The following is a 15,648-nucleotide window of genomic DNA, read 5'->3' on the forward strand; positions in this document are numbered from 1 at the left end:
TGGCGCTGCCAAGATTTTAAAATTTTAAAATCTCGAGGAAATTTCGCGAAAGGAAGCGAGCTATTTGCGCGTCAAAATTTAACCGTCATCGCGAGCTTGCTTTTAAATTTTAAAATTTTACGATAGGCTTTAGAATCTAAAATTCCAAAGCCATTTTTGATATGTGGCGGGCTACTTTCGATTTGCGTTAGCAAGCATCAGCTTTATGCGGTTTTCTTGATTTACCGCGCTTGCGCCCGGGTCGTAGTCGATAGCGGCGATGTTTGCTTGCGGGTAGTTCTGTTTGATCTTTCGGATCATTCCGCGCGCGATGATGTGGTTTGGCAGGCAGCCGAAGGGCTGCGCGCACACGACGTTTTGTATGTCGTGGCGCATAAACTCGACCATCTCCGCCGTCAGCAGCCAGCCCTCGCCCATCTTCACGCCGTGACCGATGTAGCCGTCGGCGGCGGCGCGAACCTCGCTAAATGGGCTCGGTGCGCGAAATCCGAAGCGCTTCATCTGCTTAATCATCATGCGCTGGAAAAATTCCACTACCTTAGCGACCGCAAGCGAGCCATAATACGCCGCGCCGCCCTTGCCGTAGAGCTGCTTGTCGTAGACCGCATCGTAGATGCAGGTAAGCACGAAGTCCATCAGCCCCGTATTTACGGGCTCGGCGTTTTCGCGGATGAGGTAGGCGTTTAGGCCGTTGTTGCCGATGGGCGAGTATTTGAGATAAATTTCGCCCACGATACCCACCTTCACTCGCGGCTTATCGTCGCGCTCGATTTTAGCGAACTGCGAGAGGATAAATTTAAAATTTTTCTTAAGATTGAAAAACGATCTTTGATCGGTCAAATTTTTGATTCGCTCGGCGCAGAGTTCGTAAATTTCATTCGTTTGGTTTTTGATCTTTTCGTAGGGCTTACACTGATTATACAGCCCCATCATCAAATCGCCGTAAAATATCGCGGCAAAGAGCTTTAGAAGCGATTTTTTGCCGAGGCTAAATTCATTCTCATCTAGCGAGCCGAAATTTAACGAGATCGCGGGGACGTAGCTAAAGCCGCTGTCCTCAAGCGCTTTGCGAAGCAAATTTATGTAGTTGCTCGCTCTGCAGCCGCCGCCCGTTTGGCTGATGAGAAGCGCTACTTTGTGCGTATCGAACTCGCCGCTTTTTAGCGCGTCGATAAACTGCCCGATGACGAGCAGCGCGGGATAGCACATGTCGTTATGCACGCTGCGAAGCCCCTCCTCGACGATATTTTGACGATTTTCGCCGAGCAAGACGCTCTTGTAGCCCTCGTCGCGCAGCACGCCTTGCATAAAGCGAAAATGCGGATCGATCATCGTGGGGATCAATATCGTGTGGGTCGCTTTCATATCCTTCGTAAATTTAGCAAACATTAGCGCGCATCCTTTCTTGCTTCTTGTTGCGCGCCTTGCCTTTCGCGCTCTATCATAGTCGCTTTTAGGCTACGCAGACGGATCTTAACCGCACCTAGGTTCGTAACCTCGTCGATTTTAAGTTGAGTGTAAATTTTACCGTTTTGGCGCAGTATGTCGCGCACCTCGTCGCCCGTGATCGCGTCGATCCCGCAGCCAAAGCTGACTAGCTGCACCAGCTGCATGCGCGGGTATTTACAAACAAACCGCGCCGCGCTATAAAGCCTGGCGTGGTAGGTCCATTGATTTAGCGATTTCGTGCGCACCTGCGTCAAAGGCAGCGAATCCTCGCTAAGCACTATAAAGCCCAAGGAATTTAGATAGCGATCGATGCCGTGGTTGATCGTCTTGTCGATATGATACGGACGACCCGCTAGCACAATGGCGCTGGCACCGCTACTTTGTATCTCTTTTAGGGTCTCCTCGCCTTTTATTAAAACAGTATTTTTATAGTTTTGTAGCTCCTTAAGGCCTTGCAAGACGGCGTTTTTCACGGCGTCAGAATGAAATTTATACCCGGCGTTCGCGAGCTCAGCCTGCATCGTTTTGCAAAACGAATCTTGCATATTAAGATCCACGTGCGGGTAGAGGAATTTTTTCTCCTCCAGCGCGCCTACGTTCGCGCGTATCAGTTCGGGATAGTATGCGACTACGGGGCAGTTGTAGCAGTTCTCGCTGATATTTTCATCCAGGCTATAGCTCATACACGGATAGAAGATAAAATCGACGCTCTTATTTAGCAGATCGTAGATGTGGCCGTGCACGCTTTTAGCCGGGTAGCAGACGGTATCGCTCGGGATGCTTTGGCTTGCTAAAAACAACGTCTCTTTTCGCGGCTTTTGCGACAGCACGACGCTCATGCCTAAATTTTCAAAAAACGCGCTCCAAAACGGGATCATCTCAAACATATTCAAAACAAACGGAATTCCGACCCGCGGCGCATCCTGCTTCGGAGGCTTGCGATATTTTCGCAAAAGCTCGTTTTTAAATTCGAATAAATTCGTAATGTCGTGGCGAATCTCTTTGCCCGCGCCGCGCTCGCATTTATTGCCCGAGACAAATTTAGTATCGCCGAAGTAGCTGATCGTAAGCGGGCATTTGTTCGTGCAGAGCTTGCAGACGCTAAATTCGCTGCGATGAGTGAAATTTTCAAGCTCTGCACGACTGATCATATCGGTGCGCTCGTTTGCGTTATTTTTGGCAAAAAGCGCCGCGCCGTATGCACCCATAAGCTCGCTGATATCTAGACGGATCACGTCCTTGCCAAGCTCTTTTTCAAAAGCGCGCAGCACAGCGTTGTTTAAAAAGGTACCGCCCTGCACTACGATGTTTTGACCCAAATCGTCGGCGTTTCGCACGCGGATAACCTTGTAAATCGCATTTTTTATGACGCTAATAGCAAGTCCAGCGCTGATATCCTCGATCGTAGCGCCGTCTTTTTGAGCCTGCTTGACCGAAGAGTTCATAAAAACCGTGCAGCGGCTACCAAGCTTGGCGGGATGGGTCGCAAAAAGGGCTAAATTCGCAAAATCTTTGATATCGTAGCCTAAAGAATTTGAAAAGGTCTGTAAAAACGAGCCGCAGCCCGAGCTACATGCCTCATTTAGCACGATAGAATCGATATTGCCATCTTTAATGGAGAAACACTTGATGTCCTGCCCGCCGATGTCGATGATAAAATCTACTTTCGGATTGAAGTGGCGCGCAGCGCTGTAATGCGCGATCGTCTCGACGATACCGTAATCGAAGCGAAAGGCGGTTTTAATGAGATCCTCGCCGTAGCCGGTAACGCCGCTGCCCTTGATCTTGATGCGACCCTCGCAAAGATCGTATAGTTCCTTAAGACGCGGCAGTAGGATATCGACCGGATCGCCTTTATTGGATGAGTAAAATTTATACAATAGTTCGTAGTTTTCGCCCATCAACACGACCTTGATCGTAGTACTGCCACAATCCACGCCCAAATACGCGTCTCCGCTGTAGGTGTGGATATCCACCTTAGGCACGCTCGCGCGGGCGTGGCGAGCGGTGAACTCGTCAAATTCCGCTCTGTCTTTGAAAAGCGGCGGCTCGGCTTCCAGTGCGGTCCTGTCGGGTTCCTTTTTTAAAAGCGCGATCGTCTCCTCTAAATTTAACGTCTCGCCCGTATCTTTTGCGTACAGCGCGCTGCCGTAAGCCACAAAATAAGGCGCAATGTCGGGAAACGTCGCGGTCTCGTCGGTGAGCTTTAGCACCTCTTTAAAGCGCGCCTGAAGACCTTTTAGGAAAAACAACGGGCCGCCCAAAAATAAAATATTGCCCTTGACCTCGCGACCCTGCGCGAGCCCAGAAATCGTCTGCTCGACGACCGCGGCGTAGATACTAGCGCAAATATCCTCTTTTCTAACGCCCTGATTTAGTAGCGGCTGAATGTCGCTTTTAGCAAACACACCACAGCGTGAAGCGATCGGATAAATTTTACTCGCCGCAAAGCTTAGGCGATCAAGCTCCGTGATATCCAGATGCAAAAGGTTGGTCATCTGATCGATAAATGCACCGGTGCCGCCCGCGCACGAGCCGTTCATCCGCTCCTCAAGTCCGCCCGTGAGAAATAAAATTTTAGCATCCTCGCCGCCCAGCTCGATGACGACGTCGGTCTTCGGAAACATCCGTTTGACGCCGAGCGAGGTAGCAAAAACCTCCTGGACGAACGGAATTTTACAATTTTTGGCGATACCCATACCAGCCGAACCCGCTATGGCGACACTGAATTGCTCGCCTGCATAGGTTTTTTGGATTTGCAAAATTTTATCCAGCACCAGCTCTTTGGGCTTTGCCAAATGCCGCTCGTAGCTCTTGCTTAAAATTTCATATTTTTCGTTTAAAACTACCGTTTTAACAGTGGTTGATCCTACGTCAATGCCTAAAAAAATCACATCTCGCTCTTTACTGAATAAATTTTACTCGGCCGAATTCTCAAATTTAGCGCGAGTTTTCTAAATTAAAATTTGCATTTTATAGTAATATTTTTAAACGCAAATAAAATCAGGATATATTTTATCTTTTTCTATAGAAAAAGACGATTTTTAGGCAGTTTAAAATTAAAAATTTTAATGGAAAAGTTGTAAAATTTTAGATTTAATGCGAGTAGATTTTGCGCGAAATTTTTTAAAATCTCGCGCATTATAAAAAGAGCTTCCTTTTGAATTAAGAAGCGTAAATTTAAAGGATTATTTTCGAAGCTCTTTGATTTTAGCCGCTTTACCGCGTCTGTCGCGTAGGTAAAATAGCTTCGCGCGGCGAACGCGACCTTTTCTTAGAACTTCGATATTTTCGATACTCTCGCTGTAGATTGGGAAAATTCTCTCTACGCCGACGCTATTTGCGCCAATCTTGCGGATGATAAAAGTCTCGCTGACGCCGTTTCCGCGGCGCGCAATGCAGGTGCCTTCAAAATTTTGAATCCTGCTCTTATCGCCCTCTTTGATCCTGATGGCTACCTTTAAGGTGTCGCCGGCACGGAAATCAGGCACACTTTTGCTTGTGATCTGAGCGTCCTCAAACGCTTGGATATATTTGTTTTTCATAAATTTCCTTTATTTCTGGCGATCTTTCGGTACATATCCGGGCGGAAGAACCTCGTTTTGCATAGCGCCATTTGATTTTTTAAACTGCGCATTTTAGCGTGATTACCCTTTAAAAACTCTGAAACTATAGGTAAATTTTCAAAAATATCAGGCTTTGTAAATGCAGGCGCCTCTAAAATTCCGCCTTCAAAGCTTTCTTCGACAAGCGAGCTTTCGTTGCCTAAAACGCCCTTTATGTTGCGGCTTATCGCATCGCACATACAAAGCGCGCCGAGCTCGCCGCCGGTAAGAACGAAATCGCCGATACAAAAAATTTCATCTACATATCTCTCGACTATGCGCTCATCGATCCCTTCGTAGCGCCCGCAGATAAAGCATAAGCTCTCTTCGCCGCTTAGGCGTTTGGCGTCGTTTTGATTAAATTTTTTACCGGCGGGCGAGAGGTAGATAAACTTGGCGTTTTTAAATTTAGCTCTTACGCGTTCGATCGTTCCGGCAAGCGGCTCCGTGCCGATCAAAAGCCCCGCACCGCCGCCGATCATATAATCATCTACCTTTTTATACCGATTTGTCGTGAAATTTCGCGGGTTAAAAAAATGCGTCGCAATTATTTTATTATCGACCGCGCGCTTTAAAATAGAGTCCTCAAAATACGGCGCGATGAGATTTTCAAATAGAGAGATGAAGATAAAATTCATGAGTTTTCCAAAATCGCGCGCGCATTTTGTGTAAAAATTTTACGCTCGCTAAGCGAAATTTCTTTCACATAGGCGTCTACGTAGGGGATGAAAAATTCTTTCGGCAAAGCCTGCGAGATTAAGCTTTCATCCGTTTCTATCTCAAAAAGATAACCGCTTCCGATCTGCGATATGTCCTTTACGCGCCCTAAAATCGCGCCGTCTTCATAAATTTCAAGCCCGATAATATCGAAATAGAAAAACTCGCCCTTTTGCAATTTACAAAATTTTCGCGTGTCCTCTTTGCTTCGGTAAAGGATTTGGTTGGTTAAATTTGCCGCCGCTTCTACGCTTTCGTAATTTTTAAAAATAGCGCTAAAGTTTGCGCCGTTAAAAGATAGAATTTCTAAAATTTCGCCGTTTCGCAGATAAAATTTGGTGCCTTTTTTAAACTGAGAGGGGAAGTCGCTGCGATCGAAAATTTTAACCGCGCCCTTTAGACCGATAGTCCGACCAAGCTTCGCGACCTCTAAAAGATCATCAGGCATCTTTGGCTTTGACGGTAATTTTATAATTGATCGGATCTTTTGCTTTATAGCCGATGATGACGGTCTTTATGGCGTTTATCATTTTGCCGTCCTTGCCGATGAGTTTGCCGGTATCGGCTTTGTCGGCATAGACGATGATCTCGGTAAAGTTCTCACCGACCCGCTTTTGCGTAGAGACGGACTGCGGATAGTCGGCGATCAACTTTGCGTATTCTTTTATAAAATTTTCTACCATTTTATTTGCTTGTGATTTGAGCGACCCTATCGCTTAACTTCGCGCCTACGCTCTTCCAGTACGCCAAACGCTCCGCGTCGAATTTAATATTATCGCTCTCTTTTAACGGGTTATAAAAGCCGATCGTCTCGATAAAGCCGCCGTCGCGTCTTTTTCTGCTATCCGTTACCACGATGCGGTAAAAAGGCTGCTTCTTTCTTCCGATTCTTGTAAGCCTAACAACTGTTGCCATTTTTTCTCCTTAAATTTTTGTAAGTTTTAGAACTTGCAGATGGCTAAAACTTAAACATCTGCAAACTCTACCGAGAAATTATCTCGGTAAATTTTGCCTTTGAGCGATCGAGGCAAGCCCCTGCATGCCGCCCTTGCCTGAAAATTTCTTTGCAAGCTTCGAAGCGCCCGCGAACTGCTTCAAAAAGCGGTTCACCTCCACCTGCGAAAGCCCCGCGCCAGCAGCAAGTCTGCGCTTACGCGAATTATTTAGCAGATCGGGATTTTCGCGCTCTTTCGGCGTCATAGAGCTGATCATCGCTTTGATATGAAGTATCTCTTTTGAGTTTTCCAAATCGATATCTTTTATCTTATTCGCCATGCCGGAAAGCCCCGGGATCATACCGATTAAATTTTTCATATTACCGAGTTTTTTCACGCTTTCGAGCTGATTTACGAAATCGTTGAAATTAAACTCGCCCTTTTTGATCTTTTTGTTTAGAGCCTTGGCTTCTCTTTCGTCAAAGACGGCGCTTGTTTTCTCGGCTAGCGTCGCCAAATCGCCCTCGCCCATAATGCGGCCGGTGATTCTATCGGGTATAAAGCCCTCCAGATCGACCACCTTTTCGCCGGTTCCGATAAAGCGAAGCGGGATGCCCAGCTGCTGCGCGATACCAAGGGCTACGCCGCCTTTGGTATCGGCATCAAATTTACTTAAGATCACGCCAGTAAGGCCTAAAATTTCATCAAATTTAGCGGCCGTTTTAATGCCGTCTTGACCGCTCATAGCGTCCGCTACGTAAAAAATTTCATGCGGATTTAGAGCTTTTTTCATCTCCGCAAGCTGCGCCATCAGCGCCTCATCAATCGCAAGACGTCCCGCCGTATCTACGAGCAGTACGTCATAAAGCCCGCTCTTAGCCTTGCTTAGCGCTTTTTCCGCAACCCTTAACGGATCGCTCTCGCCCTCGATGAAAAACAGCTCGATCTCATTCGCCTCGCACAGCTGACGGAGCTGCTCGACTGCGGCTAGGCGCTGTAAGTCGCACGCTGCGACCAAGACCTTTTTTTTACGAAGTTTCAGATAGTTTGCGAGTTTTATCGTGCTTGTGGATTTTCCGCTTCCTTGAAGTCCCGTCATCAAAGCTACCGTAGGAGGCGTGCCGGCAAATACAAATCCCTGGCTGCTGCCTCTAGGCGCCGTTAAAATTTTAGTCAAATTTGTCTTGATGGACTGCAAAAACGGCTTCTGTCCTATCGTACCGATGCGAAGATCGGCTTCGACGAGCGCCAAAAAATCCTTTACGACTTTGTGGTGCATGTCGGCCTTTAAAAGCGCCTTTTTTAGCGTCTCCAAGGCGTTTTTTAAAGCTTTTTCGTCATCGATTGTTTTTAATTTATTGACCGCGTTTTTAAACGACTCGCTTATGATCTCAAACACTTTGATCCCTTATAAAATTTTTAAACTTGCGATGTTACCTAAAATTAACTTAAAAGCCATTGAATATCAGAGATCCTTAGGAATTTCGAAGCCGAATTCGTTGAAGCTTGTACCTAGCGGAGCTTTAAATTTCAGCCCCAAAATCTCGGTCTCGTACGAGTGCAGAAACATCCGCTTCGCGCGGCTTTTAGCGTATTTTTCATCGCCTATTACGCCAAATCCCGCATTTGCCAGATGCACGCGGATCTGATGCGTCCTGCCCGTCTCGATCCGCACCTTTACGAGCGATTTTTTGCCGCTTACCATAAGCGGATAAACCTCGCTAAATGCGCTCTTGCCGTTTGGCGAAATTTTAGAAAACGCACCGCTTCGGGTCTTTATCGTCAAAATCGGCTCGTCAAATTTCATCTCTTCGCTCACGATCCCCTTCACGATCGCGATGTAGCTTTTCTTCACGCGCAAATTTTTAAATTCCGCAATCGCCGCTTCGCGAAATTCTTCGTTTTTATACAGCAGCACGACGCCGCTGGTTTCCTTATCCAGGCGGTTTAGAAGGCCGAGTTTATAGATTTTTTCCAAATTTTCGCTGCTCATAAAGGGCGGCTTATTGACCGCCAAAACGTTCTCGTCCTCGTAAATGATCGCGGGTTTTGCGGGCTTCATCACGCTAAATTTAGTATTTTCGCCGAGCATCTCGCGCGCTAGAGCGATCTTTGCGCCGCGCGCGCTCACAAGCCCCGCGTCGATGAGGACCTTGGCTTCGTTGTGTGAGATGTTTTCCTGCGCCGCTAGCAGTTTGTAGGCTTTTTCTTGCATTAAATTCTTTCCTTGATTAAATTTTCTATCTCTTGCAGATCGCAAATTTTATCTATCCGCGTGCCCTTTAGCGGCTCTTTTAAAGCGCTTGAAATTTCGTTCGCGCCGCACAGAGCGATGTTTTGCACGAGCGCATACAGCGCCTTTTGATTATGAAAAAATCGCCCGCTGATGATCGGCACGCCAAAGCTCGCTGCCTCGATCGGGCTATGTCCGCCGATATTGCGCAAAAAACTGCCGCCTAAGATCACGACGTTTGAAATTTTATAAAAGTTCGCTAGCTCCCCGAAGGCATCGAGCAAGATAAAATCGCTCCCAAGCCCTGCGCCGTCGCTAAACCGCTCAAAGCTAAGCCCATGCTCACGCGCCCAAATCTCACAAATTTCATGTACCTTTTCAAAGCGCTCCGGATGTCTCGGCGCCAGGATGATTTTTAGCTTTTGCGGCGCGGCAGTCGAAGACGTCGTATTCGGTGCGGTAGAATTTAAAGACGCGCCGTTTAAAGGCGCCGTATTCGGCACAGCAGACGAAGCGTCGCTTGGAATAGCCGCATCCAAAGAAGCTGCGTTTAAATTTACCGGCTCAGTCGAGCCCGTTTCGTCGCGAAGCTCAGCCCCAGGCAAGCTCTTATCACCATGAGAGCCCGTTGTGCGCGGGTATTTTTCGAGAGTATTCTGCGAGCTGCGAAATTTTATAAAATCGTTTAAATTCGATAAAACGAGCTCCTCTTCGCCCTCGTGAGTGTTTGAGATCGTGAGCACAAAGCTATTTGCGACCGCGGCGGAATAGTCCTTCGTCGCAACGGCGATATTTGCGCTTTTTACGTTGCCCGCGACCTTTATATTTTTTGCGCCGATCTCCCGCAGCCGCGCCGCATCAAGTTCGCTTTGCGCAAGCACCAGATCGATATTTTCAAACGCTTTGCGATAATAAAGCTTAAAGCGCAGATAACTCGCGTACGAGCGGTCGCTAATGCGCGCGTTTAGCAGGACGACGTAGCTTCCGCGCGATTTAGCGGAACGGATCAAATTTAGCCACAGCTCCGCTTCAAAAATCACCAGCACGCGGCTGCCCACAAGCCAAAACGGAAGCCAGTTTTCAAACGGCAGGTAGCGAGAGTTCGGCGTAAGCGCGCACGCCGCACCGAAGCCCGTCTGCGTGGTCGTGCTAAGCGCGACGCTCTCAAATTTAGAAATTAGCGGCGCAAGAGCGTTTACTTCGCCCAGGCTGCAGGCGTGAAAGTGCACCGCAGCGGGGCTAAATTTAGGGTTTTTGTATAGAAAAAATCGCGCCTTCAGGCTCGTGCGGTATTTTTTTTTAAAGCTTAGGATAAAAATAAAAGGCGCAGCGACGAGCCACGCCAAAAACGCCAAGGCGGTGTAGATCACTCGGCTTCTTTATATAAAATTCTGCCGCAATACGGGCAGGTTACGATGTCGTCGCTTTTGATGACCGCGGAATAGGTCTTGTCGCTTATGCGCATAAAGCAGCCATAGCAGGCCTGTTTACGCACCGGCGAGACCGCCGTATTGCCCGCCCACTTGCGGATCTTTTCGTAGAATGAGACGGTTTTTGGGTTCATCGCCTGCATTAGCTTATCGCGCTTGGCGTAGATCGCGCCGCGTGCGACCTCGACCTCGCCCATCTCGGCACTTACCTGCTCCTGCAAGCTTTTTAGCTCAGCTTCAAACGCCTCTTGCTTTTCGCTCTGCTCTTTTACGAGCGCTTCCTTTGCGGCTACGATCTTTTCTAGCCTTTCGATCTCCTCGTTTGTGGCCTCGAGCTGCTCTTTTGCGATATCCTCTTCGACGCTAAGAGCTTTGATCTCCTTTTCGGTTTTTGCGGCGCCGCTTTTTTTGCCCGTGCTTTTTAACTTGGACGAAAAGGCGCTCAGCTGCGCGTTTGCTTGTAAAATTTGAGATTTTAGCTCTGCGATCTCCGCATTTAGAGTTTCGATCTGTTCTTTTGCGCCGTTTATTTCAGTGCTTTTTTTACTCAGCTTCTCCTGTGCGGCCTCGATTTTAGGCTTAAACCCGTCCAGCTGCTTATCGAATTCGCAAAGCTCTACCAATTGGCTTAAATATTTGTTCATCTTCTTCCTTTAATAATACGTAAATGGATTTTTTTGCTCGCTTATTATAACTTCAATTTCGCTTTTTTGCAAGAAAGGTGCGAGCGCGCGCCCAAAATAGCGCTCACTTTCAAAATGATTTATGTCGATCAAACTCACGCCGTTTTCTAAATTTTGAAGCGCCGCATGATATTTTATGTCGCCCGTAATGAAGCAGTCTACGCCCAAGCTTTGGTTCAGTTCGCTTCCGCTGCCGGTGCAAAGCGCGATATTTTGGATGAAATTTTTCGTCTTCACGGCGCGCAGATGCTCGATGCCAAGCTTGCGTTTTATATCCGCGCACAGAGCCTCAAAGCTCAAATCCGCGCGCATGAAAACCAAAAATTCCCGCTCATCCGTAATTTCAAATTTTAAAATTTCGCGCGCTACGAACCCGTTTAAAACGTGCTTGTCAAAGTTCGTATGCATCGCGATGAGAGAGATATTTTTGCGGATCATCTCATAGATCAAATTTGCAGGATAAAGCCGCGGATCGAGCGATTTTAGCGGGCTGAAAATCAGCGGGTGGTGTACCACCAAAAGCGAGCCCGCCTCAGCCTCGCGCACCAGCTCGCTAGTAACGTCGAGACTTAGATAGATTTTTGAAATTTCATCATCCAAGCTTCCGAGCATTAGCCCGCTATTATCCCACGCCTCCGCATCGCAAAAAGGCGCGGCGGCGTTTAAAATTTCATAAATTTCGCCCGTTTTCATAAATTTTACTTTGCGCTTTTATCTGTTTTATTTGCGGAATTTTGCTTGCCGTGGGCGTTTTTTAAATTTACGCTCGCAGAATTTGCGCCCGCCGCGCCGCCCTCTTTGCCGCCTTTTTTATCGCTGCACGCCGCAGCGTCCAGCTCGGCTACGTATTTTTGCGGATCTGCGTAGCAAAGCGCGCAGTTTTTGGCAAGATCGCGGATCTTTAAAATATAATCCTGCCTTTGCGTGACCGAAATCGCTCCGCGCGCGTCAAGGACGTTGAACGTGTGCGCCGCGAGCATGCAGTAATCATACGCGGGAAGCGCCAGGCCGTGCTTTAGGATACTTTTGCACTCGCAAAAGCAGTTTTCAAATTGATTAAAAAGCATCGCGGTGTCCGCAAGCTCGAAGTTGTATTTGCTAAACTCGAACTCGCCCCTTTTATGCACGTCGCCGTAGGTCACGAGCCCCGCCTTGTCGTCCCAGACGATGTCGTAAACGTCGTCTTTGTTTTGCAGATACATCGCCAAGCGCTCAAGTCCGTAGGTGATCTCGCCGCTAATTAGCTCGCACGTGATGCCGCCTACCTGCTGAAAATAGGTAAACTGCGTCACCTCCATGCCATCCAGCCAAACCTCCCAGCCAAGCCCCCAGGCTCCGAGCGTCGGGCTCTCCCAGTTGTCTTCTACGAAGCGGATATCGTGGCTTTTAAGATCTAACCCCAGCTTTTCCAAGCTTTTTAGATAGAGCTCTTGGATATTATCGGGGCTCGGTTTTAAGATCACCTGAAACTGATAATACGCGCCCAAGCGGTTTGGGTTTTCGCCGTAGCGCCCGTCTGTGGGGCGACGCGAGGGTGCTACGTATGCCGCGCGCCATGGCTTACTTCCAAGGCTGCGCAAAAATGTAGCCTGATGATAGGTGCCTGCGCCCGCGGGCATATCGTAGGGCTGAACGAGCAAGCAACCCTGCTCGTGCCAGTAGTTTTGAAGCGTCAAAATAATCTGTGAAAACGTCATTTTTATCCTTTTATCGATATGTAAATTTCAATTTTATCTTCCGAGTGCTTTTCAAAGTCCGTTTTAAAGGCTCTTTGAAGCTTCGAGCTTTTAAAAAATTTCCAAATTCTGGTCCAGTATTCGCCAGCTCTCGTAAGCTCGTTCGCAAAATCAAAAACCGCGTAATCGCCCGCTTCGATATGTAATTTTTCGCAGGTTTCATCGCGCTCATTTTTGCAGCACTGCTTCGCGGATTTGCAAGCTTCGTCGTGGCTTTCTTTATGGTGCTGTTCTTTCGAGCAAGTGCCTATTAGCACGGAGTATTCGCCCTGTGCGCCGTTTTCGTAGTCGTAATACGCAGCATAAATTTCACTTTTCGCAGCGCTGCTTCTGCTAGCGTTAAATTTTAAAAACTCGCCCCACAAATTTGCGATCACCCCTCGCCCGCTCACCTCATCTGCGTTGTTTGTACGAGCCTTTAAGCCGCAAATTTCAAAGCCTTCGCGCAATTTTAAAATTTTCAAAGTTTAGCCCTCAAGTAGCACTTCAATCTGCTCGGAGTCCTTTTTCAGCGCCTCCGCTTTTGCCGCGCGATCCGCCTTTAGCTTCGAGCTTAGCACCTCGTCGCTTAGAGCTAAAATTTGCACCGCCAGATACGCCGCGTTTTTCGCGCCCGCCTTGCCGATCGCAAGCGTCGCGACGGGGATACCCGCAGGCATCTGCACGGTCGAATACAGCGCATCTACGCCGCCAAGCGCGCTGCCGCCGAGCGGGACGCCTAGCACCGGCTTGGTCGTATTCGCAGCGACCGCTCCAGCAAGATGCGCCGCCATGCCCGCCGCACAGATAAAAACCTGCGCACCCTTTTTCTCGGCGTCCGCGACGTATTTAGCCGTGCGGACGGGGCTTCGGTGCGCCGAAGATACGATCATCTCGTACGGCGCGCCGAATTCGTTTAAAATTTTAGCCGCCTCGTAAACGACCTCGTAATCGCTCTTTGAGCCCATTATTATAGAAACAAATTTCATTCTATCTCCTTTCTTAAAAAGCAAAACTCCGCGAGTTTCGCGGGCAGCTTAATCTCCTTTAGATTGCCGCTGTGAATCTCGCTAAATTCCTTACCGCTGCGGCTTTGCAGCCTCTTAAATTTCAAATATGGCTTGCCGTCAAGCTCAAAAATTTCGCCGATCTCATTATCGCAAGCGCAAATTTTAAAGCCGCGCGGAGCGAAAATTTCATACGAAACGCCTGGCAAAATTTTATCTTTGACGCTTATAAACTCGCCATCCTGCGAGATCGCGCAGACCTGATGCGTGCCAAGCTCGATGCTGCGGTCTAAATTTTGCGTATCCTCTCGCTCGTACGGGCGCTTTATCAAATATCCGTCGCTAAAGCCGCGGTTTTTAAGCGTCGCGATCTCGCGCTCGTAAACGCCGGCCTCAAATTTATCGCCCGCGGCATCGTCGATCGCCACGCGGTAGGCGTTCGTGGCGCATGCGACGTAGTATTCGCTCTTGGTGCGCCCTTCGATTTTGAAGCTGTCGATCGCGCCCGTTTGCATGATCTTTTGCACGTGCGAAATGAGGCTAAGATCCTTCGCGTTCATTACGAAAGTGCCCTCCCCTTCGCGCTCTTGCAAGCGGAAAAGCGCGCTGGTTTCGGGATTTTTCGCGTAAAGCTCGTAGTTAAATCTACAGTCGTTCGCGCAGCTTCCGCGGTTGCTGAAGCGTCCGCTTTGCACCGCGCTAACAAGACAGCGCCCGCTGTATGCGAAACACATCGAGCCGTGCACGAAAATTTCGATCTCGAGGCTCGGAATTTTATCTTTAATCTCCACGGCGTCTTTGAGCGTCATCTCCCGCGCCGCGACGATGCGCACGGCGCCCAGCTCCGCCCAAACCTGAGCGTCGAGATAGTTTAGCACGTTAGCCTGGGTAGAGACGTGAATCGGAATTTCTGGAGCTACGGCTCGCGCGAGGCTCGCAACGCCTGGGGTGGCGATTAAAATTCCATCTACGCGCAGATCGCGAAGAAATTCCAAATGCCTTTCGATATTTCCTAGCTGGCCGTTGGTCGCAAAGCCGTTTACGGTCGCATATAGCTTCTTGCCGCGCTCGTGCGCGTATGCGACGCCCTGCGCGAAGCTTTCCTTACTAAATTCCTTCGCGCTTCGCTGGCGCAGCGAAAATGAGCCGGTGCTTGCATACACGGCGTCCGCGCCGTAAGCCAGGGCGATTTTTAGTTTCGTTAAATTCCCAGCAGGAGCTAAGAGTTCGGGTTTTTTCAAATATATTCCTAGTGATTTTTTAAGCGCGATTTTACTACAATTTAGCCAAAAATTTATTTAAGGAGCAGTTGATGCGAGCCGATCTGCACAACCACACCTATCTTTGCAACCACGCTAACGGCGAGCCACGGCAGTATTTGGAAGCCGCGATCGCACGAGGCATAGAAATTTTCGGCTTTGCAGATCACGCGCCGATGAACTTCGATCAAAAATACCGAATGAGCTTCGAGCAGATGGAGCTTTACGAGGGGATGATTAGGGATCTGCGAGATGAGTTTAGCGGGCGGATCGACGTGCGGCTGGGATATGAGGTCGATTTTATGACGAAAAAAGAGCTAATAGATGAGCGGATTTTCGCGCGCGAGGTTGATTACCTCATCGGTTCGGTGCATTTTTTAAACAACTGGGGCTTTGATAACGAGGAATTTTTAGATCAGTGGAGCGGGCGCGAAATAGACGATGTTTATCGCGAATACTTTGCGCTGATCTGCGCGCTGTGCAAAAGCGGCAAATTCGACATTTTAGGACACATGGATCTGATTAAAATTTTTAAATTTACTCCGAAAAAAGATATTAGAGTTTTAGCAGGCGGTGCGATAAATGCGATCAAAAAAAGCGGCATCGTCGTGGAGC

Annotated in this window: 16 protein-coding genes and 1 pseudogene; 1 reads left to right on the top strand and 16 read right to left on the bottom strand. The window is 48.4% G+C overall.

Annotation, left to right across the window (positions count from 1 at the left end; genetic code table 11):
• Nucleotides 1–171 precede the first annotated feature (171 nt).
• The 16 genes and pseudogenes from Q0340_RS05175 to Q0340_RS05250 form a co-directional block, all read right to left on the bottom strand.
• Entirely contained in the window at nucleotides 172–1,389 is a 1,218-nt protein-coding gene (locus Q0340_RS05175) for a 2-hydroxyacyl-CoA dehydratase (RefSeq protein ID WP_298082448.1), read from the bottom strand.
• Nucleotides 1,389–4,343, bottom strand: a complete 2,955-nt coding sequence (locus Q0340_RS05180) for an acyl-CoA dehydratase activase (protein ID WP_298082449.1) — start codon at nucleotides 4,341–4,343, stop codon at nucleotides 1,389–1,391. Before Q0340_RS05180 ends, Q0340_RS05175 begins: the two co-directional genes overlap by 1 nt.
• 294 nt (nucleotides 4,344–4,637) lie before the next feature.
• The gene (gene rplS / locus Q0340_RS05185) at nucleotides 4,638–4,994 is read right to left on the bottom strand and encodes a 50S ribosomal protein L19 (protein ID WP_297987718.1); all 357 of its coding nucleotides are present in this window, start codon (nucleotides 4,992–4,994) and stop codon (nucleotides 4,638–4,640) included.
• Nucleotides 4,991–5,692 carry a tRNA (guanosine(37)-N1)-methyltransferase TrmD gene (gene trmD / locus Q0340_RS05190; RefSeq protein ID WP_298082450.1) on the bottom strand — a complete coding sequence of 234 codons (702 nt, stop codon included), beginning with the start codon at nucleotides 5,690–5,692 and terminating at the stop codon, nucleotides 4,991–4,993. The genes rplS and trmD overlap by 4 nt, the downstream gene beginning before the upstream one ends.
• A complete protein-coding gene (gene rimM / locus Q0340_RS05195) occupies nucleotides 5,689–6,219 on the bottom strand; it encodes a ribosome maturation factor RimM (RefSeq protein WP_298082451.1) in 531 nt (176 codons plus the stop codon). Before rimM ends, trmD begins: the two co-directional genes overlap by 4 nt.
• On the bottom strand, nucleotides 6,212–6,454 hold the full coding sequence (locus Q0340_RS05200) for a KH domain-containing protein (protein ID WP_005873158.1): 243 nt from the start codon (nucleotides 6,452–6,454) through the stop codon (nucleotides 6,212–6,214). Before Q0340_RS05200 ends, rimM begins: the two co-directional genes overlap by 8 nt.
• Before the next feature lies 1 nt (nucleotide 6,455).
• The gene (gene rpsP / locus Q0340_RS05205) at nucleotides 6,456–6,686 is read right to left on the bottom strand and encodes a 30S ribosomal protein S16 (protein ID WP_297901685.1); all 231 of its coding nucleotides are present in this window, start codon (nucleotides 6,684–6,686) and stop codon (nucleotides 6,456–6,458) included.
• 78 nt (nucleotides 6,687–6,764) lie between these two features.
• Entirely contained in the window at nucleotides 6,765–8,105 is a 1,341-nt protein-coding gene (locus tag Q0340_RS05210) for a signal recognition particle receptor subunit alpha (RefSeq protein ID WP_298082452.1), read from the bottom strand.
• 66 nt (nucleotides 8,106–8,171) lie between these two features.
• The gene (locus tag Q0340_RS05215) at nucleotides 8,172–8,921 is read right to left on the bottom strand and encodes an RluA family pseudouridine synthase (protein ID WP_298082453.1); all 750 of its coding nucleotides are present in this window, start codon (nucleotides 8,919–8,921) and stop codon (nucleotides 8,172–8,174) included.
• A complete protein-coding gene (locus Q0340_RS05220) occupies nucleotides 8,921–10,309 on the bottom strand; it encodes a 3-deoxy-D-manno-octulosonic acid transferase (protein WP_298082454.1) in 1,389 nt (462 codons plus the stop codon). Before Q0340_RS05220 ends, Q0340_RS05215 begins: the two co-directional genes overlap by 1 nt.
• Nucleotides 10,306–11,013 (bottom strand): zinc ribbon domain-containing protein, encoded by a 708-nt coding sequence (locus Q0340_RS05225; RefSeq protein WP_177388624.1) that lies wholly within the window; start codon nucleotides 11,011–11,013, stop codon nucleotides 10,306–10,308. The genes Q0340_RS05220 and Q0340_RS05225 overlap by 4 nt, the downstream gene beginning before the upstream one ends.
• A gap of 9 nt (nucleotides 11,014–11,022) precedes the next feature.
• The gene (locus Q0340_RS05230) at nucleotides 11,023–11,745 is read right to left on the bottom strand and encodes a Nif3-like dinuclear metal center hexameric protein (RefSeq protein WP_298082455.1); all 723 of its coding nucleotides are present in this window, start codon (nucleotides 11,743–11,745) and stop codon (nucleotides 11,023–11,025) included.
• Between the two features lie 167 nt (nucleotides 11,746–11,912).
• Nucleotides 11,913–12,749, bottom strand: a pseudogene (gene glyQ / locus Q0340_RS05235) (glycine--tRNA ligase subunit alpha); the annotation flags it as partial.
• Between the two features lie 2 nt (nucleotides 12,750–12,751).
• On the bottom strand, nucleotides 12,752–13,252 hold the full coding sequence (locus tag Q0340_RS05240) for an effector binding domain-containing protein (protein ID WP_298082456.1): 501 nt from the start codon (nucleotides 13,250–13,252) through the stop codon (nucleotides 12,752–12,754).
• Between the two features lie 3 nt (nucleotides 13,253–13,255).
• On the bottom strand, nucleotides 13,256–13,756 hold the full coding sequence (purE, locus tag Q0340_RS05245) for a 5-(carboxyamino)imidazole ribonucleotide mutase (protein ID WP_298082457.1): 501 nt from the start codon (nucleotides 13,754–13,756) through the stop codon (nucleotides 13,256–13,258).
• Nucleotides 13,753–15,015: a peptidase U32 family protein gene (locus Q0340_RS05250; protein ID WP_298082458.1), complete on the bottom strand. Its 1,263-nt coding sequence runs from the start codon at nucleotides 15,013–15,015 to the stop codon at nucleotides 13,753–13,755. Before Q0340_RS05250 ends, purE begins: the two co-directional genes overlap by 4 nt.
• A 71-nt stretch (nucleotides 15,016–15,086) precedes the next feature.
• On the opposite strand from Q0340_RS05250, the gene Q0340_RS05255 reads away from it, so the two are divergent.
• Nucleotides 15,087–15,648 (top strand): histidinol-phosphatase (locus Q0340_RS05255; protein WP_298082459.1); only part of this gene is annotated, 562 nt, incomplete at its 3' end.

The organism is uncultured Campylobacter sp. (assembly GCF_938045595.1).
Lineage (GTDB): Bacteria > Campylobacterota > Campylobacteria > Campylobacterales > Campylobacteraceae > Campylobacter_B.

What these genes read in the sequence shown, in the direction of transcription:
- Q0340_RS05215 (WP_298082453.1), bottom strand. Translation starts at nt 8,921, where the DNA reads ATGCAAGAAAAAGCCTACAAACTGCTAGCGGCGCAGGAAAACATCTCA.
- rplS (WP_297987718.1), bottom strand. Translation starts at nt 4,994, where the DNA reads ATGAAAAACAAATATATCCAAGCGTTTGAGGACGCTCAGATCACAAGC.
- Q0340_RS05225 (WP_177388624.1), bottom strand. Translation starts at nt 11,013, where the DNA reads ATGAACAAATATTTAAGCCAATTGGTAGAGCTTTGCGAATTCGATAAG.
- Q0340_RS05230 (WP_298082455.1), bottom strand. Translation starts at nt 11,745, where the DNA reads ATGAAAACGGGCGAAATTTATGAAATTTTAAACGCCGCCGCGCCTTTT.
- purE (WP_298082457.1), bottom strand. Translation starts at nt 13,756, where the DNA reads ATGAAATTTGTTTCTATAATAATGGGCTCAAAGAGCGATTACGAGGTC.
- Q0340_RS05175 (WP_298082448.1), bottom strand. Translation starts at nt 1,389, where the DNA reads ATGTTTGCTAAATTTACGAAGGATATGAAAGCGACCCACACGATATTG.
- rimM (WP_298082451.1), bottom strand. Translation starts at nt 6,219, where the DNA reads ATGCCTGATGATCTTTTAGAGGTCGCGAAGCTTGGTCGGACTATCGGT.
- Q0340_RS05200 (WP_005873158.1), bottom strand. Translation starts at nt 6,454, where the DNA reads ATGGTAGAAAATTTTATAAAAGAATACGCAAAGTTGATCGCCGACTAT.
- trmD (WP_298082450.1), bottom strand. Translation starts at nt 5,692, where the DNA reads ATGAATTTTATCTTCATCTCTCTATTTGAAAATCTCATCGCGCCGTAT.
- rpsP (WP_297901685.1), bottom strand. Translation starts at nt 6,686, where the DNA reads ATGGCAACAGTTGTTAGGCTTACAAGAATCGGAAGAAAGAAGCAGCCT.